This window comes from Desemzia sp. FAM 23988 (assembly GCF_045528365.1).
In the GTDB taxonomy this organism is placed as follows: domain Bacteria; phylum Bacillota; class Bacilli; order Lactobacillales; family Carnobacteriaceae; genus Desemzia.
In genome coordinates this window covers 25,321-49,298 of record NZ_JBGQQS010000003.1, presented here as the reverse complement: position 1 = coordinate 49,298, position 23,978 = coordinate 25,321, and the positions used below count along the sequence as shown (strand labels likewise).

General features: G+C 38.1%; 24 protein-coding genes. 9 read left to right on the top strand and 15 right to left on the bottom strand.

Going from position 1 to position 23,978, the window contains the following annotated elements; all coding sequences use genetic code 11:
* Window positions 1–142: 142 nt before the first annotated feature.
* Together ACEN4L_RS02795 and ACEN4L_RS02790 are read left to right on the top strand one after the other, a co-directional pair.
* A complete protein-coding gene (locus ACEN4L_RS02795; RefSeq protein WP_407095832.1) occupies window positions 143–1,333 on the top strand; it encodes an acetyl-CoA C-acetyltransferase in 1,191 nt (396 codons plus the stop codon).
* A gap of 409 nt (window positions 1,334–1,742) precedes the next feature.
* Window positions 1,743–1,955 carry a DUF378 domain-containing protein gene (locus ACEN4L_RS02790; protein ID WP_407095831.1) on the top strand — a complete coding sequence of 71 codons (213 nt, stop codon included), beginning with the start codon at window positions 1,743–1,745 and terminating at the stop codon, window positions 1,953–1,955.
* 143 nt (window positions 1,956–2,098) lie between these two features.
* On the opposite strand, the gene groL is transcribed toward ACEN4L_RS02790, so the two are convergent.
* Together groL and groES are read right to left on the bottom strand one after the other, a co-directional pair.
* On the bottom strand, window positions 2,099–3,721 hold the full coding sequence (gene groL, locus ACEN4L_RS02785; RefSeq protein ID WP_407095830.1) for a chaperonin GroEL: 1,623 nt from the start codon (window positions 3,719–3,721) through the stop codon (window positions 2,099–2,101).
* A gap of 54 nt (window positions 3,722–3,775) precedes the next feature.
* Window positions 3,776–4,060, bottom strand: a complete 285-nt coding sequence (gene groES, locus ACEN4L_RS02780; RefSeq protein ID WP_407095829.1) for a co-chaperone GroES — start codon at window positions 4,058–4,060, stop codon at window positions 3,776–3,778.
* A 339-nt stretch (window positions 4,061–4,399) separates the two neighbouring features.
* On the opposite strand from groES, the gene ACEN4L_RS02775 reads away from it, so the two are divergent.
* Window positions 4,400–5,056, top strand: coding sequence for a CPBP family intramembrane glutamic endopeptidase (locus tag ACEN4L_RS02775; RefSeq protein ID WP_407095828.1), 657 nt, complete (start codon window positions 4,400–4,402; stop codon window positions 5,054–5,056).
* A 34-nt stretch (window positions 5,057–5,090) separates the two neighbouring features.
* On the top strand, window positions 5,091–5,294 hold the full coding sequence (locus ACEN4L_RS02770; RefSeq protein ID WP_407095827.1) for a YdiK family protein: 204 nt from the start codon (window positions 5,091–5,093) through the stop codon (window positions 5,292–5,294).
* 18 nt (window positions 5,295–5,312) lie between these two features.
* Here ACEN4L_RS02770 and ACEN4L_RS02765 read toward each other — a convergent pair whose 3' ends face one another.
* Window positions 5,313–5,984: a redox-sensing transcriptional repressor Rex gene (locus ACEN4L_RS02765; RefSeq protein ID WP_407095826.1), complete on the bottom strand. Its 672-nt coding sequence runs from the start codon at window positions 5,982–5,984 to the stop codon at window positions 5,313–5,315.
* Between the two features lie 301 nt (window positions 5,985–6,285).
* Between ACEN4L_RS02765 and ACEN4L_RS02760 the strand changes: the two genes are divergently transcribed.
* Complete coding sequence (locus ACEN4L_RS02760; RefSeq protein WP_407095825.1) at window positions 6,286–8,244, top strand: ABC-F family ATP-binding cassette domain-containing protein; 1,959 nt, start codon at window positions 6,286–6,288, stop codon at window positions 8,242–8,244.
* Window positions 8,245–9,134: 890 nt separating this feature from the next.
* Here ACEN4L_RS02760 and ACEN4L_RS02755 read toward each other — a convergent pair.
* The 6 genes from ACEN4L_RS02755 to tsaB all read right to left on the bottom strand — a co-directional run bounded on the left by ACEN4L_RS02755 (window position 9,135) and on the right by tsaB (window position 14,279).
* Entirely contained in the window at window positions 9,135–10,079 is a 945-nt protein-coding gene (locus ACEN4L_RS02755; RefSeq protein WP_407095824.1) for a nucleoside hydrolase, read from the bottom strand.
* Between the two features lie 47 nt (window positions 10,080–10,126).
* Window positions 10,127–11,203, bottom strand: a complete 1,077-nt coding sequence (locus ACEN4L_RS02750; RefSeq protein ID WP_407095823.1) for a BMP family protein — start codon at window positions 11,201–11,203, stop codon at window positions 10,127–10,129.
* A 234-nt stretch (window positions 11,204–11,437) separates the two neighbouring features.
* Window positions 11,438–12,451 (bottom strand): tRNA (adenosine(37)-N6)-threonylcarbamoyltransferase complex transferase subunit TsaD, encoded by a 1,014-nt coding sequence (gene tsaD, locus ACEN4L_RS02745; RefSeq protein ID WP_407095822.1) that lies wholly within the window; start codon window positions 12,449–12,451, stop codon window positions 11,438–11,440.
* 38 nt (window positions 12,452–12,489) lie between these two features.
* Window positions 12,490–12,975: a ribosomal protein S18-alanine N-acetyltransferase gene (gene rimI / locus ACEN4L_RS02740; protein ID WP_407095821.1), complete on the bottom strand. Its 486-nt coding sequence runs from the start codon at window positions 12,973–12,975 to the stop codon at window positions 12,490–12,492.
* Entirely contained in the window at window positions 12,965–13,573 is a 609-nt protein-coding gene (gene rimI / locus ACEN4L_RS02735; protein WP_407095820.1) for a ribosomal protein S18-alanine N-acetyltransferase, read from the bottom strand. Before rimI (ACEN4L_RS02735) ends, rimI (ACEN4L_RS02740) begins: the two co-directional genes overlap by 11 nt.
* The gene (gene tsaB, locus ACEN4L_RS02730) at window positions 13,557–14,279 is read right to left on the bottom strand and encodes a tRNA (adenosine(37)-N6)-threonylcarbamoyltransferase complex dimerization subunit type 1 TsaB (RefSeq protein ID WP_407095819.1); all 723 of its coding nucleotides are present in this window, start codon (window positions 14,277–14,279) and stop codon (window positions 13,557–13,559) included. The genes rimI (ACEN4L_RS02735) and tsaB overlap by 17 nt, the downstream gene beginning before the upstream one ends.
* 236 nt (window positions 14,280–14,515) lie before the next feature.
* On the opposite strand from tsaB, the gene ACEN4L_RS02725 reads away from it, so the two are divergent.
* Window positions 14,516–14,722, top strand: a complete 207-nt coding sequence (locus ACEN4L_RS02725) for a CsbD family protein (RefSeq protein WP_407095818.1) — start codon at window positions 14,516–14,518, stop codon at window positions 14,720–14,722.
* A 146-nt stretch (window positions 14,723–14,868) separates the two neighbouring features.
* A complete protein-coding gene (locus tag ACEN4L_RS02720; RefSeq protein ID WP_407095817.1) occupies window positions 14,869–15,618 on the top strand; it encodes an NAD-dependent epimerase/dehydratase family protein in 750 nt (249 codons plus the stop codon).
* Window positions 15,619–15,718: 100 nt separating this feature from the next.
* On the opposite strand, the gene ACEN4L_RS02715 is transcribed toward ACEN4L_RS02720, so the two are convergent.
* The 4 genes from ACEN4L_RS02715 to ACEN4L_RS02700 are packed head-to-tail and all read right to left on the bottom strand — an operon-like array spanning window position 15,719 to window position 20,490.
* A complete protein-coding gene (locus ACEN4L_RS02715) occupies window positions 15,719–16,717 on the bottom strand; it encodes a LacI family DNA-binding transcriptional regulator (RefSeq protein ID WP_407095816.1) in 999 nt (332 codons plus the stop codon).
* 39 nt (window positions 16,718–16,756) lie between these two features.
* Window positions 16,757–17,797: an aldose epimerase family protein gene (locus tag ACEN4L_RS02710; protein WP_407095815.1), complete on the bottom strand. Its 1,041-nt coding sequence runs from the start codon at window positions 17,795–17,797 to the stop codon at window positions 16,757–16,759.
* Between the two features lie 25 nt (window positions 17,798–17,822).
* Window positions 17,823–19,304: a UDP-glucose--hexose-1-phosphate uridylyltransferase gene (gene galT, locus ACEN4L_RS02705; RefSeq protein ID WP_407095938.1), complete on the bottom strand. Its 1,482-nt coding sequence runs from the start codon at window positions 19,302–19,304 to the stop codon at window positions 17,823–17,825.
* 22 nt (window positions 19,305–19,326) lie between these two features.
* On the bottom strand, window positions 19,327–20,490 hold the full coding sequence (locus ACEN4L_RS02700) for a galactokinase (RefSeq protein ID WP_407095814.1): 1,164 nt from the start codon (window positions 20,488–20,490) through the stop codon (window positions 19,327–19,329).
* A gap of 179 nt (window positions 20,491–20,669) precedes the next feature.
* Here ACEN4L_RS02700 and ACEN4L_RS02695 point away from each other — a divergent pair, with 179 nt between their 5' ends.
* Complete coding sequence (locus tag ACEN4L_RS02695; RefSeq protein WP_407095813.1) at window positions 20,670–21,026, top strand: DUF6176 family protein; 357 nt, start codon at window positions 20,670–20,672, stop codon at window positions 21,024–21,026.
* 27 nt (window positions 21,027–21,053) lie between these two features.
* The gene (locus tag ACEN4L_RS02690) at window positions 21,054–21,794 is read left to right on the top strand and encodes a hypothetical protein (RefSeq protein ID WP_407095812.1); all 741 of its coding nucleotides are present in this window, start codon (window positions 21,054–21,056) and stop codon (window positions 21,792–21,794) included.
* 57 nt (window positions 21,795–21,851) lie between these two features.
* On the opposite strand, the gene ACEN4L_RS02685 is transcribed toward ACEN4L_RS02690, so the two are convergent.
* Both ACEN4L_RS02685 and ACEN4L_RS02680 read right to left on the bottom strand, forming a co-directional pair.
* On the bottom strand, window positions 21,852–22,337 hold the full coding sequence (locus tag ACEN4L_RS02685) for an LURP-one-related/scramblase family protein (protein ID WP_407095811.1): 486 nt from the start codon (window positions 22,335–22,337) through the stop codon (window positions 21,852–21,854).
* 163 nt (window positions 22,338–22,500) lie between these two features.
* Entirely contained in the window at window positions 22,501–23,925 is a 1,425-nt protein-coding gene (locus tag ACEN4L_RS02680; protein ID WP_407095810.1) for an MATE family efflux transporter, read from the bottom strand.
* Between the last annotated feature and the right edge of the window lie 53 nt (window positions 23,926–23,978).

Sequence of the window (23,978 nt, the reverse complement as noted above, 5' to 3'; positions counted from 1 at the left end):
GACAAATGAAATTTAACAATAACTTATGAAATTGGGCAAAATGATAGTTTTAAGGAAATCTTATAGTGTATTCGGCTCAGTTTATCGTAAAATAGACGTATCAATACTTAATCGTATAAAAATTAGTTGGAGGAGATCAATTATGGAAGAAGTAGTAATTGTCAGTGCAGTCCGTACACCAATCGGGTCTTTAGGAGGTCAATTTAAAGATACTTCAGCTGTTCAACTGGGCACCGTGGCTGCTACAGAAGTCTTACACCGCTCTCATTTGCAGCCGGAAGATGTGGACTCAGTGATTTTTGGTAATGTCTTACAGGCAGGTTTGGGACAAAACCCTGCACGCCAAATCTCTATTCATTCTGGAATTCCCAATACTATCCCTGCTATGACGATAAATGAAGTGTGCGGTTCAGGATTGAAAGCTGTTATTTTAGCCAGCCAAGCTATTCAAGTTGGAGATGCCAAAGTCGTGTTGGCTGGTGGAACAGAAAATATGTCTCAAGCTCCTTATTTATTAAAAAATCAACGTTTTGGCAGCAAATTAGGCGATACCAACGCCGTCGACAGCTTGGTACATGATGGTCTGACAGATGCTTTCAATCAGCAGCATATGGGAATCACAGCCGAAAATGTGGCTGAACGGTATCATGTGAGCCGTGAAGAACAAGACCAATTTGCCTTGGATTCACAAATCAAAACCGCAACAGCTCAAGAAAATGACTGGTTCAAGGATGAGATCGTTCCAGTATCTGTCCAAATAAAACGTGAAACACAACTCATCTCAGAAGATGAATATCCTCACAAAGAAACAACCATAAAAAAATTGCAAAAACTACGGCCGGCTTTTAAAAAAGAGGGAACCGTAACAGCTGGAAATGCTTCTGGCATTAACGACGGTGCAGCCGCAATCTTGCTGATGGCTAAAACTGAATCTGAAAAACGAAACATCCCTTATTTAGCAACGATCAAAGGGTATTCAGAAGTGGGAACCGATCCTGAAATCATGGGTTATGCACCATATACTGCTGTTCAAAAAGTATTTGAAAAAACGAATTTCACAAAAGAAGACATCGATTTATATGAATTCAATGAAGCTTTTGCTTCCCAAAGCATTGCTTCGGTGCGCGATTTAGAACTTCCTACTGAGAAAGTCAATATCCATGGCGGTGCTATCGCATTAGGACACCCAATCGGCGCCTCGGGCTCACGCATTTTAGTCACTCTTTTAAATGCGATGAAACAAAACAACAAAAAGCGCGGCCTAGCCACACTATGCGTAGGAGGCGGAATAGGCATCGCAATGATTATTGAGAGCGCGGAACAAGGCGTTTAGCCTATCGAATATAAAGGTTCTACAATATTTGACGTTGGTAAGTAAAAAAAACTTAATTCTAAACCTTTTAGAAGCTCATTCCTAGAAATTTATGGAGGACTATGGGGTTGGTTGTAGCCATGAAAAAGGAAGCAATGGGAATTACTTAGCGTTAGGCTTTAGCCGTTACGCTAAGTTTGAAGCTTGCAAGCCTTGAGATGTGGCTTTCAGCTCAAGGCGTTCCCATGGCTTTCCATAAGCAACACCATAGGCCGGAGGAAATTTCTTTACCAACGCTAGAAGATGAAGAGCCAATATAAAACACCTTTAACTGTTAGATATTCTTCTAATCAATTCATTGGACAATCAACAGTATCCCTGTTATTTTTAGAGTGATTTAAAAGTCATACTAAACAGGGAGGGATACCGGATGAAAACTCTAGACAGTATTGCTTTAGCTTTATTGATCGTTGGTGGTTTGAATTGGTTGTTGGTTGGACTTTTTGAATTTGACTTAGTAGCTACTTTATTTGGCGGACAAGACACTCTCTTATCTAAAATTGTGTATATCATCGTTGGTCTATGTGCTTTATACTGCTTGAAATTTTTTGGATTACTATCCAGAGATAACCATAAACACTAAAATTCTCGTATATTCTAACATTGGTAAAGAAATGAATTTTTACTTACCAACGTTAAATAGTGGAGAACTGAAAATAATCGAAAAAAACAAGGGAGTGAGGCTTTTGCCTCACTCCCTTGTTCAATAATCTTAAAATAACTTTCTTACATCATACCGCCCATGCTTGGGTCCATTCCTGGAGCTGCTGGTGCTGCTGGTTCTGGATGATCTGCTACTACGGCTTCAGTCGTTAACAATAATGCCGCTACACTTGCAGCATTTTGTAGAGCTGAACGAGTCACTTTAGTTGGGTCTGTAATTCCAGCCTCAATCATGTTTACCCATTCGTCTGTTGCCGCATTGTATCCAACACCTGGTTCAGCAGTTTTCATTTTTTCAACAATTACTGAACCTTCCATTCCTGCATTTGCAGCGATTTGGCGAATTGGCTCTTCTAACGCACGAACAACGATTTTCACACCTGTTGCAACGTCGCCTACAGCTTCAATTTCAGCAACTTTGCTTTGAACGTTGATATAAGCAGTCCCACCACCAGCGATGATTCCTTCTTCAACAGCTGCACGTGCTGCATTCAAAGCATCTTCAATACGTAATTTACGTTCTCTTAATTCAGTTTCTGTTGCAGCACCCACACGAATAACGGCAACTCCACCAGCTAATTTTGCAATACGTTCTTGTAATTTTTCTTTGTCAAATTCAGAAGTTGTTTCTTCTGCTTGAGCTCTCAATAATGCTACACGTTGGCTGATCGTATCTGTTGAACCAGCGCCTTCTACAATAGTTGTCGCATCTTTAGTAACAGCCACTTTACTTGCATGTCCTAATTGTTCTACTGTAGTATCTTTCAATTCAAGACCTAGGTCTTCTGTGATTACAGTACCACCAGTTAAAATAGCAATGTCTTCTAACATCGCTTTACGACGATCCCCAAATCCAGGAGCTTTAACAGCTGCAACATTGAAGGTACCGCGTAATTTGTTCAAGACTAATGTAGGCAATGCTTCGCCATCAATATCTTCAGCAATAATCAACAACGGACGACCTTGTTGCAAGATTTGTTCCAATAATGGAAGAATATCTTGAATGTTTGAGATTTTTTTATCGGTAATCAAAATGTATGGATTTTCTAAGTTAGCTTCCATTTTATCGTTATCTGTAACCATGTATTGTGACAAGTATCCACGATCAAATTGCATACCTTCTACAACATCTAGTTCAGTTTCGATTCCTTTAGATTCTTCGATCGTGATAACACCATCGTTGCCCACTTTTTCCATAGCGTCTGCTAATAAAGCACCGATTTCTGGATCTCCTGAAGAGATAGAAGCGATTTGTGAAATGGATTCTTTTGTTTCCACTTTACGAGAAACAGCTAATAATTCCTTAACAGCTACTTTAGTGGCTAATTCAATTCCAGCTCGAATCCCTACCGGGTTTGCGCCTGCAGTAACGTTTTTCATTCCTTCGCGAACAATCGCTTGGGTTAAAACAGTGGCAGTAGTTGTACCATCACCAGCTGTATCATTGGTTCTTGAAGCTACTTCAGAAACTAATTGAGCTCCCATGTTTTCAAAGCGGTCTTCTAATTCGATTTCTTTTGCGATCGTCACTCCATCATTAGTGATTAATGGCGAACCGTAAGATTTGTCTAAAACTACATTTCTTCCTTTGGGTCCAAGTGTTACTTTAACAGTATCTGCTAATTTATCTACTCCACGTAATAATGCAGCACGTGCGTCTTCAGAAAATTTAATATCTTTAGTCATTTTCTTTCACCTCATCAGATTGATTTTTATTCGTGTACATGTCTTTATTTACGTTTAGTCTACGATTGCGATGATATCGCTCTCTTTGATCACTAAATATTCAGTACCATCATACTTCACTTCAGAACCAGCGTATTTTTCGAAAAATACTGTATTTCCAACGACAACTGAAAGCTCAGCTTTTGTTCCGTTATCGAGTATACGCCCAGCACCAACAGCAACTACTTCACCAGTTTGTGGTTTTTCTTTTGCTGTACCAGCCAAAACGATACCACTTGCTGTTGTTTCTTCTTCTTTTGTGACTTTAATGATGACACGATCTCCTAAAGGTCTTAACACGTAAATCCCTCCAATTATAGTTTTTCTTTGTTAGCACTCACTCTAAAAGAGTGCTAAATCACTTCTTCATCATATCAAACTGTAAAAATTTTGCAAGTATTTTTTACTCTTGAAAAAGAAAAAGAGTGCCCTTTTATTTAAGGAAGAAATACTTCAAGAAGAAAGCAAAAATTGCTTTAGTGGTATGAGACTTATGTTATACTGTTTATTGAACATCTTTTTTTAAAACTGTTTTACGTCCAAATGCAGTACCATTACAAAGGTGCATTGCTCACTTTATATAGTCTTGTTCTTTTTTAGTGCAACTGTAAATAATTACTTAAAGAAGGTTTTAAACACATGAAGAATTTAATTAAGTCTCCATATGCAAAAATCATTCTCATCTATATTATAGCTCAATTTTTCCCAGTGATAGTGTTGTTTTTTGTACCAGCTAAAGCTGTAGCAGACGCCAGCATTTATGGTACTATCGCCGGTTTCGTGATTGGAGCTATCCTAATGTTTATCGTTAATCATCGGTCTACATTTGATAATAGTCTAGAGAAAACGCCCAGCAATTCTAAAAAATCGATTGTTTTTTGGGGAGTAGGAGGAATGTTTTTAGCTTTTGTTGGTCAATACTTAGCTGTATTTATCGAAACATTCTTGCTCAATACACCTTTAGGGTCACAAAACACTGCAGAGCTCGTTTTCACTGTGAATAAATACCCTATTTTCTTGATTCTAGTAGCTATCTTTGGTCCTATTATGGAAGAGTTTGTATTTAGGAAAGCTATCTTTGGTTATCTTTATGACATTACTGGAGGAATCGGTGCTGCTGTGATCAGTTCATTGATATTTGCCTTTATTCACTTTGATGGTCATTACTTGCTTTATTCGATTATGGGGTTTGTTTTCTGCTATTTGTACTGGAAAACAAAATCGATTGCTGCTCCAATTATTGCTCACGCTTTAATGAATGCTACCGTTACAGTAGCTAACTTATGGCTATACTAATAGTGTTTATAGTAGAAAGGAACTTTTAACGTTCATGAAAAAAAGAGATTTTATTATTCAAATTGTTTTCAATTATGTTCTTGCAGCTATTTTTATCTGGTTTGCAATTGACTACGTTGGTGAATTTGGTTGGGGATTCTTCTCTATCATTTTTGTATTGTTTGCCACACGAGATGTGGTAAGAGCTACGAAGATTTTACAAATCTATCTCAAACTAAAAAAAGGCAACAAACCGTAAATAGGTTTGTTGCTTTTTTTAATCTAATAGCAATAAAGTATCATCACTGTCTGAGTCTGCTTTATAGTGATCGATAAAATAGATAAGAGTCTGCAATTCATTCGCTAAATCCACGTTTTGTACTCGAACTTCTTCTGGTACGGAAATACGAATCGGTGTAAAGTTCAGTATTCCTTTAACGCCAGCTTCAACGAGATTATTTGCAGCATCTTGAGCTGCTGAAGTAGGTACAGTCAGCATAACTACATCGATTTGTTGCATTTTCAACTGTTGTACCATGTCTTCCATTGGATAAACCGGTACTCCAGATTGAATCGTTCCTACAATATCCTTGTTGATATCAAAGGCAGCACTGATGCGCATGTTGTTCCCTTGATGGAAATTGTAATTTAATAAAGCATGTCCTAAGTTACCCACACCAATTAATGCCACGTTCGTTAGTCGGTCTTGTTTCAATGTTTTACTGAAAAAATGCATCAGCGTTTCAACATCGTATCCATAACCTCTTTTTCCTAGAGCTCCGAAATATGAAAAATCGCGTCGAATCGTAGCGCTATCTACTTTCACAGCTTCACTTAATTCAGTTGATGACACACGTTCTTTTCCATCTTCATGCAAATACCGTAAATATCTATAATAAATCGGTAATCTCTTTGCCGTCGCTTTGGGTATTGTATTCGTTGAACCCATCGTTCACTTCACTCACTTTCTTTTATTCAAAATTCACAATATTCGTTAACAAATTATTTGTTTCACAAATTGTCGAGTTTCACATAATAAGATTATAACATCTTCTTATTAAATTACCAGCTTTTTTAAACGGTCATTTCAATATTTTTTTTCGCTTATTTTCTTATCCATACAAAATTCACAAAGAACATTGTGAACCGGCTTTCTTTTTGTTAGTCCAGCCTTCCAGACACTCTCCCACTTAAAGACAGAATATGCTAAACTAAGTGAAAGAGCAGAGATAAGAAATGAGGACAACAAAATGATTCTATTACAAGCTCAACACGTTGCACGTTATTTTGGTGCAGATGTATTGTTTGAGAATATTTATTTAGAAGTACAAGAAAATTCACGTATTGCCCTTGTGGGACGAAACGGTGCCGGCAAATCAACTCTGTTAAAAATCATCGCAGATATTGAACCTCCGGATGCTGGACAAATTTCAAAAGGAAAACAAGTGACTATCGGCTACTTAGCACAAAATACTGGCCTTGACTCTACTCAATCCATTTGGGATGAAATGTTGGAAGTTTTCCAACATGTGATCCAATTAGAAAAGAAAATGCGTCATACCGAAGAAATGTTAGGGGATCCTTCTTTATTAGCCGATGAGGAACTCTATCATGAAACCTTAAAACAGTATGATCAAATGCAGCACGATTTTCGAGAGCAAAATGGTTATGGTTATGAAGCAGAGATCCGCTCTGTTTTACATGGTTTCCGCTTTTTTGAAGAGGATTATGCTAAATCCATCAATCAACTCTCAGGTGGCCAAAAAACGCGTTTAGCTTTAGCGAAATTATTGTTGCAAAAAAAAGACTTATTGATTTTAGATGAGCCTACCAACCATTTGGATATCGAAACATTAAACTGGTTAGAGAACTACTTGCAAACTTATACTGGTGCGTTGCTGATCGTTTCTCATGACCGTTATTTCTTAGATAAAGTAGTTAATGAAGTCTATGACTTAAGCCGTCAAAAAATGCACCATTATAAAGGAAATTATAGTAAATATTTAGACTTGAAAGCTGCACAACTTGAAAAAGAATGGAAAGAATTTGAGAAACAGCAAAAAGAAATTACCAAGTTAGAAGATTTTGTAAACCGCAACTTAGTCCGCGCTTCTACTACCAAACGTGCTCAGAGTCGTCGGAAACAATTGGAAAAAATAGACCGTTTAGATAAACCTCAAGGCGAAGAAAAATCAGCTACATTCAGCTTCCATCCTGCCAAAGAAAGCGGAAATGTCGTGATGTCATTAGAAAACGGAGCTATCGGATATGACCAAACGATTTTATCTGAACCGATCAATATGGATATCCGAAAATACGATGCTATAGCTTTAGTCGGACCAAATGGTGTGGGAAAATCCACACTGCTGAAATCCTTACTCGAAGAACTCCCTCTTATGAAAGGTGAAAAGCGATACGGAACAAATGTGGAAGTTGGCTATTACGATCAAGAACAAGCTGAATTGCATTCTTCTAAATCTGTATTGGCCGAACTTTGGGATGAACACCCTACTACTCCCGAAAAAGATATCCGATCTATTTTAGGCAGCTTTTTATTTTCCGGAGAAGATGTTGAAAAAGCCGTCACTTCTTTAAGCGGTGGAGAAAAAGCTCGTTTGGCATTAGCTAAATTGTCTATGAATCAAGACAACTTCTTAATTCTGGATGAACCTACAAATCATTTAGATATAGATAGTAAAGAAGTACTTGAAAATGCGTTGATCGATTTCGACGGCACACTGCTTTTTGTTTCTCATGACCGCTATTTCATCAATCGGATTGCGTCTAAAGTAATTGAACTGTCTGCAGAAGGAAGCACAGCTTACTTAGGCGATTATGATTACTACCTAGAAAAAAAAGCTGAGCAAGAAGAATTGAAACGACTTGCAGATGAAGAAGCACAGGGAACGGAAAACAGTTCTGGGAAAGATTCCGCTTCTACCGCCCCTTCAAAAAAACGTGAAATCAATAAAGAAAATCAAAAATTGGTTCGACAGCTGACCCGTCGAATCGAAGCCATTGAACAGGAAACTTCTGAATTGGAGCCTAGTATCGAAAATTTAGAAACTGAATTGACCAAACCAGAAGTCTATGAAGATCATTTAAAAGTCCAAGAAATCAATGATAAACTTCAACTGTTGAATGAACAGTATGAAACACTCATGGAAGAATGGGAAGAAACGACGTTAACTCTTGAAGAATTAATCTAAGAAGTCCTTTAAATAAGAAGCTCGGGTTGGCTTGGTGCCCTAATAGTTAGAGTTCTTATTATACAGCTGATTGGCTGGTTTGAGTTCGGTTGAATACCGGACTCAAACCAGCCAATCTTACTTTTTATGTTCAATCTCAATTCTTCATCAAGGCGGTTTTAACCTTGATGTTCAAACCTCTTTCTTCATCAAGACGGTTTTACTCTTGATGTTCAATCTCAATTCTTTATCAAGGCGGTTTTAACCTTGATGTTCAAGCCTCTTTCTTCATCAAGACGGTTTTACTCTTGATGTTCAATCTCAATTCTTCATCAAGGCGGTTTTACTCTTGATGTTCAATCTCAATTCTTCATCAAGGCGGTTTTAACCTTGATGTTCAAGCCTCTTTCTTCATCAAGACGGTTTTACTCTTGATGTTCAATCTCAATTCTTCATCAAGGCGGTTTTAACCTTGATGTTCAAACCTCTTTCTTCATCAAGACGATTTTACTCTTGATGTTCAATCTCAATTCTTCATCAAGACGGTTTTACTCTTGATGTTCAATCTCAATTCTTCATCAAGACGGTTTTACTCTTGATGTTCAATCTCAATTCTTCATCAAGGCGGTTTTAACCTTGATGTTCAAGCCTCTTTCTTCATCAAGACAACTTCAACCTTGATGTTCAAGCCTCTTTCTTCATCAAGACGGTTTTACTCTTGATGTTCAATCTCAATTCTTCATCAAGGCGGTTTTAACCTTGATGTTCAAGCCTCTTTCTTCATCAAGACAACTTTAACCTTGATGTTCAAACTCACTTCAAAATACACCCTTTACTCCGCCACAGAAAAAGCAACCCCCACAAAAAATTAGATTTCACTCTAACTTGGAGGTCGCTGCTTCTTTTTCTATCTAAATAGCTTTTAAAACATCTAATAAACTGGCTTTAAATTTGTCTCTATCTACTTCTTCACACACACGCACATTCGGTGTTTTGCCGGTAAAGTTTGAGACATCCACTAAATCGTAGCCTCTGGTCAGCTCACCATGTACTTCAATATCTACATAATACATATCAGAGCCTGTCATGATACTTTCATCTGCAGCTATAGCAACGAGTAATGTATCAGGGTGAGTAATCCCGTCTAACTTATGAATTTCTTGATCATAACGTATAACTGCACTATTTACATCCATGTAAAATTTAGATCCTGCTGTTCCTAGCGCTTGAATCTCCGTTTGGTCCTCTTTTTTCATTACGGAATGTTTTTTACACATATCCCAGCCCACCATAGTGATAGGAACACCAGAATGCATGACAATTCTGGCAGCTTCTGGATCTACATAGAAATTATACTCTGCTGCTGCCGTAATATTTCCTAACGTATTGTTTAAACCTCCCATAATATAAAGATGAGGGATGTCTTTAACAATTGTAGGATCTTTTTTGATGGCCATCGCAATATTGGTTAGAGGAGCAATCGCCAATAAAGAGATCTCGCCGGGGTTTGCTTTGACTGTATCAATAATGAAATCAACAGCGTGTTCTTTTTCAGGACGTTGTTCGGTTTTTTCAAAATAAGAATCGCCCATGCCATATTTCCCATGAATATCCTCAATCGTAATATGCTTCTCTACTCCAACTGCCATAATGGGTCTTTCATAGCCTTTGTATACCGGCACATGGTAGTCAGATTTTGCCATTTGAACTGTGTAAAGCGCATTTTCTACTTCTTGTTCAAAGTCGACATTCCCTCCAGCCACCGTTACTCCTTCAACTTTAAAGTAGTGCAGCGCTGTTAGAATAGCTATTGTATCGTCTCCAGCTGTATCTGTATCAATAATGACTCTTTTCATCGTTTCCTCCTGCAAATGTCTTCAAATTTGTACCCGTTCGCATGCCTTTATTCTGGCGCAGTCACTTCATCAGGATTTGTCGGTACAACAATGTCTCCATTGATAATTTGCTCTTTGAATTCTTCAACAGCTGTCCAGACCTCTTCGCTCAAATTGCCTCGTGTCATATAGATAGCCTCTTCTTTCAGTCCTAATTGAGTGATTTTACCTCCTGGGAAATTGCCTTCCATTGTATCATGCGCAACTGATTTGATAGCTGTTCCTAAACCTTTAATGGAAGACGTTAATGTTAAATTACCGCCTCCATAGTTCCCTTCTTCTGTTTGATCACGATCACTACCGATGACCCAAATTTGCTCATCCGGGTTGGCATTCATACGATCTCTTGCTTCAGAAAAGACACCATTACCAGCATCTCCTGCTCCTTGGTAAATCACATCGATTCCGTTAGAATACATTCCTGCGGCAATTTGTCTGGCTTTTGATGTATCTGCAAAAGAGCCGACATACTCTACTTGAACTTCAACACTTGGATCCGCTGCCTGAACTCCTGCTAAAAAGCCGGCTTCAAATCGATCTAAAACTTCACTTTCTTGTCCAGCTACAAATCCGATTTTCCCTGTTTCAGTTGATAGTGCAGCAGAAACTCCTGCTAGGAATGCATTTTCTTGATCTTTAAAAAGAACTGAAGCTACATTATCAAGTCCTTCTATACTATCATCGGTAATCACAAATTGCTGCTCAGGATTGCCTGCAGCAATTTCTTTAATAGAATCTTTTAATTTAAATCCAACACCAAAAATGATATCAAAGTCATTCATGATGGCTTGATTTAAGTTGGGTATGTATTCTGAATCTTCATTAGAAGCAATGTACGCATAGTTCTCACCTTCAAGACCATTTGTTTCTTCCCCCCACTCAATCATACCTTCCCATGCAGATTGGTTAAAGGAACCATCATCAACTCCACCACTGTCAGTTACCATCACAATGGAATAATCGCTCGTTTCTATAGATTCTGTGCTGCCGTTATCTGTTGCTTCTGTTTTGTTTCCACAAGCTGCAAGCATTAATCCCGAAACTAATCCGAATGACATTATTCCTGTTACTTTTCTTTTATTCACACTCTTTACCCCCAAAGTTTTTTGTTTCGTATGATCTTTCATGAACACATCTTACAACAAAAAAATAAGCAAAGATTTAAAAACTTTACATTTCTAATCGTATTATAATTTATAGTTCGTGTTTTAAACTTAAAATAAAATAAAAAGTCCTTATTATTAATATAAATACAAAAAAACCGAAAATTAGAGTAGCGGAAATTTCTAACTTTCAGTTAATTTATCTTTTATTGAGAATCAGCCTAACAATAGACCAGGTTTTGCATTCAACTCATATCCTGCAAATTGATGTTTAGTCAGTTCCACAAATCCCGCAGCCCCGATCATAGCGGCATTATCTCCACATAGAGAGAGTGGCGGAATAACCAACTCTACTTCAGGAAGTTCTTCTTTCATAGCTTTCGTAAGAGCTTCTCTCAAACCTTTATTAGCTGCTACACCGCCTGCTAAAAGAAGCTGTTTGACACGATATTCTTTAGCAGCTCGCAGAGTTTTTGTGACCAATACTTCGACCACACTAGCTTGGAAGCTAGCCGCTAAATCATTGTTATTCAATTCTTCCCCTTTTTGTTGAGCGTTATGCACTTTATTGATAAAAGCACTTTTCAGTCCGCTGAAACTAAAATCATAATTATCTTCTTTGATCATAGCTCTTGGAAAATTGTAAACGTCTTGGCCTTCATGGGCCATTTGATCGATAGCTTTCCCACCCGGATACGGCAGTCCTAGAACACGGCCGATTTTGTCATACGCTTCTCCGGCTGCGTCATCTCGGGTTTCGCCTACAATTTCGTAAGAACCGTCTTCAGCCATATAAACCAATTCAGTATGCCCACCGCTTACTACAAGCGCCATTAGTGGGAATCTCATAGTGTGCACAAATTTATTGGCATAGATGTGACCGGCCATATGATTGACAGCGATTAAAGGTAATTTGTGTGCGTAAGCAATTGCTTTGGCAGCATTTACTCCGATCAATAAAGCACCAACTAAACCAGGTCCTTCAGTGACGGCTACTCCAGCTAGATCTTCATAGGTAACGTCAGCTTCTTCCATCGCTTCTTCAATGATCTGTGTAATCTGTTCTACATGGTGCCGGCTGGCAATCTCTGGAACAACTCCTCCAAAACGCATATGACTTTTTATTTGGGAAGCTACGATATTGGATAAAACAGTATCTCCATTTTCTACAACCGATGCGCTTGTTTCATCACAACTCGATTCAATAGCAAGAATCAATTTCTTTTCCATTTTAATTTATTTCACTCTTTCTCATTTTAGACTTTAAGTTATTTAAGGGTTAGTTGCATAATCACAGCATTTTCTTTAGATTGTGCATAATAATTCTTTCGTGTACCGATATTCATAAATCCGCTTTTTTGATACAAACCGATTGCGCTTTGATTGCTTTCACGAACTTCTAGAAAGACTTGTTCAACCTTCTCAGCAGACAGTTTTTCTAGGCAACTTCGCAGCAGCCTTAAAGCTATCCCTCGTCGCTGAAAGTTCTTCGCTACTACAAAATTAGTGATTTCAGCTTCTCCTAATAGGCTGTGGTAGCCTACAAAACCGACACATTCTTTATCAGATAAGACCATTCCATAATAAGCATGAGCTGTTTTTAAATCCTCTGCAAACCCACTGACACTCCAAGGTGAGCCTGTGCTGTAATTTTCATTTGCCAGTTCGAATAACTTGTTGGGAGGGGGGATATCTGTTGGTTCAAAAGATAGATGTACATCTCCAAACCTTGATAAATCTTGATTATCTTTCAAGGCTGGCTACCTCGCTTTTTACAAGTTGTTTGCTCATTTCAAGAGCATCTTCATGATCGTTTGAATAATAGAATTTTTTGACTTTTCCTTCTGAAAATCCTAATTGGTGATACAAACGTTGTGCTTTTTCATTGGATACACGCACTTCTAAACTGAGAACTTCCATGCCTTCTGCCGCGGATATACGCTCTAATTCCTGTATCATCCATGTAGCGATTCCTTTTCGTTGAAATTCTGGAACAACTGCTACATTGGTGATATGAGCTTCTTTTTCCACTAACCAAGCACCAATAAAGGCTACTGGTTTTGAAATTTGGCGAATCACAATATACAATGCATTTGTATTTCGCTTTAATTCGTGGTGCAGTGCAGAAGCGTTCCAAGGCGTCTCTCCATTGTAACAAGCGGTCTGGATAGCCAATAAGGTTTCTACATCCCGGTCCTCCCCAATCGCTGTTTCAAACATTGCTCCATCACCCAAGATAAGATGAGACTGACTAAGCTGAACTCGATGGGAAACTTTCGTTTTAGGTATCGTTTCTGAAATAGACACTGTACTTACTCCACTGGTTAACCAATCTCTAAATTTTTTCAACATAGTTATCCTCCACTAAATCAGGATGTGCAGCACGCCAATTTTCTTCAGCTTCAGCTAATTTCAAGTAATCGGGAGTAAAAGTATGAACCTCCTCAACTTCACTAGCTAAGCTTAATATTCCCAGCACACTAGCTTTTGGTACTTGTTGTTGCGGTGATGCAATACTGACACGTCCCATTAACTGTTTTTCAAATGTTTCCAAATGTTTACTATAGTCTTCGCCTACTAAAATAAATTGGCCTTCTTTGCGGCTCAAGTATTCAGCCCATTTATCTGCTGAGATATGAGTGTTAGGCTCTGCCTCGACCAGGACACCTTTTTGATACTGATACAATCCCGTATAAATATTGCCTCTTCTGGCATCCATGACAGGAACAATATACTGATCAGTAGGATTTACATTTGCAGCGAGGACTTTCAAACTAGAAATACCTGTTAATTCTATGTTCAATGTCCAAGCTAACGTTTTTGCAGTTGTTACTCCAATTCGTAAGCCAGTATAAGAGCCTGGGCCTTTAGCCACCGCAACTCGATCGATTTCTTGTATCTCCAAACTCAGTTCTTTCATTAATGCGTCAATAGCAGGCATCAAACGTTCACTGTGGTTTCTTTTTAAATTGGTTGTTAATTCGCCAATTAATGTTTCGTTTTCCATTACTGCAATACTCATTGCTTGATTAGAAGTGTCTATGGCCAATAATTTCATGCACTATTTTCCTCATTTCCGTAATCTCTATGCCATTATTTTAGCATAAAAACGCGGGAATATTAAGCAACTACGTACTTTCTGTCTTTTGCAACCATAGTTTTATCCTGTAAGGCTTTTTATTTGCCTTTCTGCCTCTCAAGCGATAATATTTTGGTATAAGATAGTTCATGCATTCAGATCCAACAATTGGTTTAACCTATTTTTATAAAATTTACTAAGAGGAGGAAATAAGAATGGCAGACAAAAAGGAAAGCTGGAAAGATAAAGCAGAAGGACTAAAAGATAAAGCAGTAGGTGGCGCAAAAGACACTTACGGCGATATGACAGATGATAAGTCCAAACAAGTCGAAGGAAAAGCACAAAAAGCTAAAGGCGACGTAGAGAAAAAAGTCGGCGAATTTAAAGATGATATGGATCATAAAAAAAACGACAACCACTAAGATGAATTCTTTTATTGTCACAGAATAATAAATAAAAGAATGACATTTGATGGATATTCAAAAAAAGGCAAGACCATAAGAAATTTTGGTCTGCCTTTTTTAGATAACTTTTCTTGAATATTATTTCAATTTCGGGAGGAACGACTATGGCAAAAATTTTAATCACAGGTGCTACTGGAAGTATCGGAAAAAATCTAGCTGAACATTTACATCCGAATCATGAATTAGTGTTAGTAAACCGATCCTTTGATGATAAGGAAAAAGAATTGTTCAAAGAAATGGAAATCAAAGAATTAGATTTGGTAGAACAAAGCAGTTGGGATGGTCTGTTAGAGGATATTGATTATGTGATTCAATTGGCCGGACAAGCAGATGCAACTGCTGGTTTTTATGATAGTTTATTGGACTTGAATTATAAACTTCCATACAACTTATTTGATGCAGCAGCGAAAAGTTCGTCATTAAAACGTGTCATCTATGCAAGTTCTATTCATGCTTCAGATGCTTATCCTTCCAATGTACAAGTAAAAATCTCTGATATCCCTCGTCCTAGCGACTTGTATGGTGTATCAAAAGTTTATATCGAAGCTCTAGCTTCTTATTTTGCTTTTGAACAAGGCGTGGAATCAATTGGTTTACGGATTGGAGACTATAAAGAAGACGACAGCGAATTTGACGCAAATACAGATGTCAGCGGATTAGCCATGTACTTATCCAATCGTGACATGTGTCACTTAATGGATTGCTGCTTGAAAGCTGAACTTAAAGAACCAGCATTAGTAGTGAATGGTCTATCCAACAATACATTCCCGCGCTTAGATATCGATCAAGCAAGAATCGCAATAGGTTATGAACCTCAAGATGATGCTTTTAAAAAAGCAGGGTTGGTTAAGTAATTTTAAGGAACTTATAGCCCGAAGAAGCAGTCACTCAAAGTTTATTATCTGTATACAATAAAAGAGAGTCTAATTAGGCTCTCTTTATTGCATGCAACAATTATTTTTGTGAACTTTCTCGCACCATCAATTCCGTTGTCAGAGTAATTTTTTTAGCGACTGTTCGCTCTGTAGTCATCCGATCTATCAGAAGTTCAAACGCTGTTTCTCCCATCAGTTCTGTTTCAACTCTTACCGTGCTTAATGTGGGAAAGACATATTTCGCTACACTTGCATCGTTAAAGCCGATAATACATACATCATCTGGAACTGACACGCTATTTTCCTGCAGAGTTCTTAAGCTACCTATAGCTAATGCATCATTAGCTACAAAAAAAGCCGTTGGAAAGTCATCACCTAGAAAATCGATTGCTTGCTGCATCGTTTTTTCCCCCTCACTGACATGATAAGAATCAGCCACAAAAAAGTACTTTTCATTATACAAGGCTTGTTTATCGAGCAACTGTGCGAAAATCATTTGTCGTTTATCAGCAACTACAGCCGATTGATCTGCATAACTTTCTTGTCCTCCGATAAAACCGATTTTCTGATGTTCATGATCTATTAAATAATCCACAACTTCTGAAACTGCCTGCTCAAAATCTACTTCGACAGAATCTAATTTACGAGACAGCTGATTTGAATCTACAAAACAAATATTTTTTGTCCATTTACTCAGCTTGTTGATTTCTTGCTCACTGAATTTCCCAATAGCTATGATCCCCGATACCTCTGAAGTTATCTCAGACTTTGAGTCTTGAAACAGCCGAACGATTTCATACCCTTCTTCTGCTGCTTTTTTCTCCACCCCTAAGCGGATCGATAAATAATACAAATCATTGAGTTCTTCTTTTTCTGTATACCATTGTACAATGGCAATTTTCCCTTGTTTCAGCTTTTTCTTCTTTTGGAATTTAGAATAATTCAAATTTTCTGCTGTCTCAAAAATGCGTTTTTTAGTATCATCGCTGACGGAAAGACTCTCATCATAATTCAATACACGTGAAACTGTTGCGCTGGATACACCAGCTTTTTCAGCGATTTCTTTAATCGTCGCCATTTTATCACCACTTTTCTGACTTTATTCTAAGTCCTCTTTTTATTCAAATTGATAAATGGTTTCGGATCGGAATGGTTCACCTGGATACAAGATGACATCCCCGAAATTTTCTTGATTGATCGCGTCCGGCATAGCTTGTGTTTCCATCGCTACTCCTGCATATGGCTGAACTGTTTTTCCATCGATTCGGTAATCACCGCTGACCCCATTGTGAGTAAAAATAACTACCGCATCACAATCCGTTGTAACAACAACTTTTCTGCCACTTTCAGGATCATATAATACAGCATCTGGTTGAGAGCCTCTATGCGATAAGAAAAATGGATGGTCAAATCCCTCGTTGCTTTCTAATTGAGGGTGTTCGCTGTCGATTCCTCTACTCAACGGTGCAGCTTCTCTCAAATCAAAATCAGTATCATTAACAGGCAGCATTTTCCCTGTTGGAATTCCATCCTCTTTCAATTCTCCTACTAAGTCACTATTGATTTGCAGTTCATGATCACGAATGGTTTTAGTATGGTCGCCCGTCAAATTAAAGTACACATGATTGGTAGGATTGAATAAAGTAGGCTCATCCGTTTCAGCTTCATAAGTGATTTTCCATTCATTGGCTTCGGACAACGTGTACGTTACTGTAACAGTAACATTGCCTGGATATCCATTTTCTCCAGCTGGACTAAAATACTTAAAGATCAAATGTGCAGCAGCTTCCTCTTCTTCTATAGAAACTTCCCAAAGGTGAGACTCAAATGCAGGGTTTCCTCCGTGATGATGGTTCTCTCCTTCATTTACTTGCAATTGATATTTTTTGCCTTCAATAGAAAATTCCCCTTTTGCAATTCTTCCTGCCACGCGCCCTACTAGTGCTCCATAGAAAGGCCGATAAGTTAAATAATCTTCCACATTATCGAAACCTAATGTGATATTGGCTAGAGCTCCACGTTTGTCTGGTGTTTTGATTGAAGTCACTACTCCTCCTAAGTTCAAAGCAGACAGGGACACACCCTGACTATTTGTGAGCGTGTACTCATAAACCGTTTCTCCTGACAAGTCTCCAAAAAATTTCTTCTCAAATTCCATTTTATTTCACTCCCCACTGTGCAATTTAAAGTGTCTCTACAAATCTTTTAAAGGCTTCTTTACCATCGTCTGTTGCTTTATACACACCTGCATCTTCCAACACCCGTAAAAATACAGAGCCCACACCCTCTTGAATCACTTTTCCAACCGTTTCCTTCGTGATGTGTTGAGTTGCTTTTAACTCATCCGCCCATTCTTTATGGTAATCTGCGATTGTGTTGGGTTGATCCAGTAAATACTGCTCCACTTCTTTTAATTCCGTTTCTAGTCGAGGCGGCAAAATTGCTAGACCCATGACTTCTATCAAACCAATATTTTCTTTTTTGATGTGCTGCACATCAGGATGCGGATGAAAGATTCCATCCGGAAACTCTGCTGATGTTCGATTGTTGCGTAGTACTAAATCCAATTCAAATACGCCGTTTTTTTGACGAGCGATAGGGGTAATAGCATTATGGGGTTCTTCTCCAGAGTATGCTCTAATTTCTGCTGATTCATCGCTGTACTGTTCCCATTTCCCCAGAATATAACTGCCCGCTTCAACTAATGCTTCAGGTTGTTTGCTTTTCAGACGAATAACAGACATCGGCCATTTTACAATTCCACATGTTACTTCAGGATACTGATCTAAAGAAAAAGGTACATTCGTTTCTGCTTTTTCCATTGGAAATGTGTGCCGACCTCCTTGATAATGATCATGTGTTAAAATCGATCCGCCAACGATTGGCAATCCAGCATTCGATCCTACGAAATAATGCGGCAAAGTTTCTACAATGTTCAACAGGTTTCGATAAGCCTCCCCGTTTACATCCATTGGGCGATGTTCTTCAGATAAGAATATAGCGTGCTCATTGTAATAAGAATAAGGAGAGTACTGGAAGCCCCATGTTTCATGATTGACAGACATGCGGACTAAGCGGTGGTTGGCTCTTCCTGGATGTGTTGCATGTCCTTCATATCCTTCATTTTCCATACACAATAAACATGCTGGATAACTGGAACTGACTGCGTTTTTAGCTAAAACGATCTCTTTTGAATCCTTTTCGGGTTTGGAAAGATTGATGGTGATTTCCAGATCGCCATACTCTGTTTCTTTCAAAAAATGGATATTTTTGGCAATACTTCTTGTTTTGATATAATTGTTTGATTGGCTTAATCCATAAAAGTAATCCGTAGCTTCTTTAGGGCTGTTTTCATACAAACTCCAGAAATCATCGTTTACTTTTGAAGGCAATGGTGTCACTAAATCCATTATTTCTGCTTCCAATACGTCTCTATGGGATGGGCTATCTTCGATTCTTCCAGTTGTTGCCGCATAATTGACCAGTTCATCCAATACTTCTAAAACAGATGGCAGCGGTGTGCTGTGGACAATAGAAGGTTCAAAGTCTATTTTATGCAATAAAGCCAACAATTGATTCGTTTTGTATACACGATCTACTTTAGCCATTTTTTGTTTCCGTATCCCAATTTCAATAAAATCGATTATAGCTTGATCAATCACTATTTTGCTCCTTTTCGAGTCATTTTTATCGTACTTTAGCTCCATCACTGATTTCCGCAATGTAAAATTCAGCTGCATAGCCGATATTACTTTCATATTCAGCTCCAACCTGTTGGATAAACGTTTCAGTACTGTCTTTTTGAACGATGGCAATAGCACAGCCGCCAAATCCAGCTCCTGTCATACGTGCTCCGATCACTCCAGGCTGTTCCCAAGCACTATGTACCAAGGTATCTAACTCTATACCAGTCACTTCGTAATCTTCTTGAGTAGATAAGTGGGATTCATTCATTAATTTGCCAAAAGTAATCAAATCTCCTGCTTTCAACGCTTCCGTAGCTTTTAGCGTCCGTTGGTTTTCGTACACAGCATGTTTCGCGCGTCTCGCCAAAACTTCGCTGGAGATAACTTGCTTATTGGCTTCAAAAGTGGCTTCATCCAGGTCACCCAATGATTGAATAGCCAACACCGTTTGCAACTCGCTTAAAGCTTGTTCGCATTCGCTTCGACGTTCATTGTATTTTGAATCAGCCAGCTCACGTCTTTTCTTTGAATTCATGATCATGATGACATGATCAGTCAATTCAACAGGCACCATTTCATACTCTAAAGTATTTGTATCCAATAAAATAGCTCTATTCTTTTGACCCATCCCCACGGCAAATTGATCCATGATTCCTGAGTTGACCCCAATAAATTCATTTTCTACTTTTTTCCCAATTTGAATCAACTCTAACCGTTCGACCTTCAAATCAAACAATTCCTCTAATACTACTCCCATCAATAATTCGATAGATGCTGAAGAAGATAAGCCTGCACCATTAGGAATCGTTCCACAAATGACCATTTCTAAACCAGTAGAAATAGCATGTCCTGATTCTTTCAAGAACTTGATGACACCTTTAGGATAGTTCGCCCAGTTATCTTCTTTTTTATAGCTCAATTCACTCAAATCAAATGAAATAACTCCTGCTTCTGGAAAATTTTCAGAATACAACTTTACTGTGGTATCTTCCCGTTTACTGGCTATGCCGTAAGTCCCCAAAGTAATAGCACAGGGAAAAACGTTCCCTCCATTGTAATCTGTATGCTCCCCTATCAAATTAATTCTTCCTGGTGCGAAAAAAGAATGGATTTCTTTCTTTCCATATAATTGTTCGAATGTTTCTGTTAACTGATCTAATTGCATGTGTTTGACTGCCTCCTTTTATTAAAAACGCTTTCAAGTTCTCTTTGATTCTATTTTATTCCATCTAGTAAACAAATTCAAGTAAAGTTTACTAAATATTTTATCTTTCTAAAATCCTTATCCATTATGGCTGTTTTTTGCTATACTTAACTTAATTATTCTTTAAGGAGAGGACTACAATGGGACAGTTACATGTGGAATTAGAACGTTTTAGAGTAAAATCCGGAAAAGAAGACACTGCTCGAGAATGGATGCTTTTTTTAAACCATCATTTAGCTGAAGTCATCGAAACTCTGCCCGGTGAAAAAATGTATGTAGAGTCAATATTTGAAGAAATTATCGAAGGAACAATGTATTTATACTGGGTTTCTTATCAAGGAATGTCTCCTAATGAAGTGGAATTTTCTACTGCTGATGTCGATAAAAAACACTTGGAATATTGGAAGGAATGTATTGACCCTGCGTATGGAGAACATCTACTGAAAACAAACGTGGTAATGATCCAAGATAAAATCAAAAAAGAAATGTACGATTAATTGACTTTTAAGGAAAGGATTGTATTTATGAAACAGATTTTTGCTTTTGAAGATTTAACTCAAGTAGAACCCCATAGAAAAATCATCCAGTCGATGTTCCAACAACTTCAACCGTATGAAGTGTATCTCCAACAATCATTCGCTTTAAAAGAAAGTCCTAAAGCTATCGTTTGGACATCCACTGAATTAGCTACAACTATTTTTTCTACGATTCCGATTCCAGCCTATACGAGAAAAGACGTTATTTACATGTCACCCGTTATGGAGGATTGGAAAACTATTTTCTATGAGCAATTGGATGGACGTGATTTGCCGGTCATCAAAAATTATTATGAACGGAATATGGAAAGCCAAATGATGGAGATTTTAGCACATGAATTGACTCATCACAGCGATTTGTTCTTAGAAGGATTTGATGACGGAAACTGGGAAAAAGATATTTGGTTCGAAGAAGGAATGTGTTTTTATTTGCCACGGAAGTTTTTGTTAACTGAGGAAGAATTTGATGAGATCAGTACTGTCGAACGAACTTTAGTCAAAGAATTCAAAGGAAAATATGGGCACCATTCTTTGAGTGAATTCGGCAATAGTACTTATAAAGGCAACATGACCAGTATCATGTATGATTATTGGAGGAGTTTTTTAGCGGTGAAAGAATTAGTGGATAGAGCAGAAGGCGATGTGATGCAGGTGTTTGCTCAATACCATGAATGGCACCACACAGGTAAAAAGGGCTCACTTACAGCATATTTCCAATTAGATATCTAGTCTTTTTTCAAAAGATCATAAAAATCCCCGCCAGAAATTAGTTGGCGAGGATTTTTTCTATTCATCTTCTTTTTCTTCAGCATCTGCTTGCAAGCTCCAAATAGCCACTACAACAGCTAAAGCCACCACAGAATCTTGTTCTTCTTCCACTTCTAGTACATACGATTCACCGACTGAGAACCATTTTTTCTTCAATTCGGCTACTGTCCGTAAACGTTCTTTGATCTTGTACTCATTGTCTTCCACGTTGCCTTTGATCTTCCAGTTGAGTTTATCAATATCATAATCCGAAGCAACCAGATTGTTTTCTTTTTTGACGACAGCTACATTGGTATCTAATTGACTGATTGCGTATTTCGCTGAAAAACCGAACTTCTTTTCTTCAATAGAAGCTACTTCTTCATTCTGCTGATCATAGATATGTACCTTTCGTCCAAATGACAACCATTCGCTTTTGATTTCGTAAATGGGCTCATCTTTTTCATTTCGTACAATCAAACCATCTCTTAAAGAAAAACGTTTTGCTCGAATGTATAATTTCATAACAACCCTACTTTCAGTAAAATATATCGTTTAATAAAGTATACTGATTTGTCGCATAATTTGCTATGAATAAGGTTTTTCTGATCAAAGTAATTTGCTTTTTTGCGAAAGTTTATCCATACGGCTCCATGTTCTGCTCTTAAACGAATTATACGTGACACTTTTAATGAATCACTATATGTTTCCATTTTCCCGATTTAAAGCGCAGACCTACTAAGACCCATCTTAGGAATTGATCTAAGACGATACCCATCCAGGCTCCTAACAGACCAAGATCTAGAATAAATACAAAAAAGTACGCGGATAGTACACGAACGATCAATACTCCAACAAAGGTAGAGATTAATGGGAACATGGTATCTCCTGCACCTCGTAAAGAACCGGCAACGATCAATTGATGTGTTTGGAACGGCTGAACAACAGCAATGATTTTTAAGGCCAGTGAAGCATTTTCGATAATCGCTGAGTCATTGGAATAAAATCCAACAAAGACTTCCGAACCGATAAATAAAGCTGTTCCTACTACCAAACCCGTAATGGCCCCCATGGCACTCGTTTTCTTAGCGTATTCCGCAGCCAGATCGGTATCCTTTTTGCCTAAAGAACGTCCAACCAATGAAGATGAAGATATACCAAAGGCTTGCCCTGTAGTAAATGACAGACTTAATATATTCATTCCAATTTGATGTGCAGCAAAAATAACAGTCCCGAGACTGGAGACGATTTGAATGAACAGAATAACTCCCGCACGCAAAATCAATTGTTCAATGGCGGAAGGCATCCCGATACGAACTAAATTTTTCAAAGTCCGTTTATCAAATGTAAATTTGCGTTTGAATGAAAAGGGGAGTTCACTGTTCCCTTTCATCAGGAAACGTACCAGTAATGTACTGGCAATCAGATTCGCTGCAGCTGTTGAAGTTGCAGCTCCAACGACTCCTAAAGCGGGTATACCTAGTAGACCATAAATCAATATAGCGTTCCCGATAACATTTAAAAAGTTTACCAAGATATTGATGCGCATTGGAATTTGCGTTTGGCCAATCCCACGAAGGGCTCCTGTAATACTAATGTTAAACGATTGGAATAAGTAGCTGATACAAATGACTCTAAAATAACTTGCTCCAATAGCAACGGCATGAGGTTCTCCACCCATGAACGTCAAAATAGTTTCCGCATTCAACAACCCGAATACAGAAATAGGGATCGAGAAAAACAGACCGAACAACATAACGTGTTTCAAAACATTTTCCATTCGCTTCTTTTCGCCTGCTCCATAATAACGAGCTATCATGGCTGTACCACCGACATTCAACGCTTGTACTACAGACAGCGCTAAAAATAAAGGCTGATTAGTCAAACCCACAGATGAAACAGCCGCAGCCGCATAGTTGTTATCTGGAATATTTCCCAGCATCATCATATCGATCATACCAAATATAGAACTTAACACTAATTCCATTAAGACAGGCCAAGCAATATTCAGGATGTCCAACTTTAATGGATCCTTGATCATGCTTTTAAAAACGGTTTGAGCTTTTCCTTTTGATTTCCGGATAATTCGATTCCGGATTTCTGTTTTTTTCACGTTTGCTTCTCTCCTTATAAATTTTCGCTTCGTGCTTACTTGCCAGCTTAAAA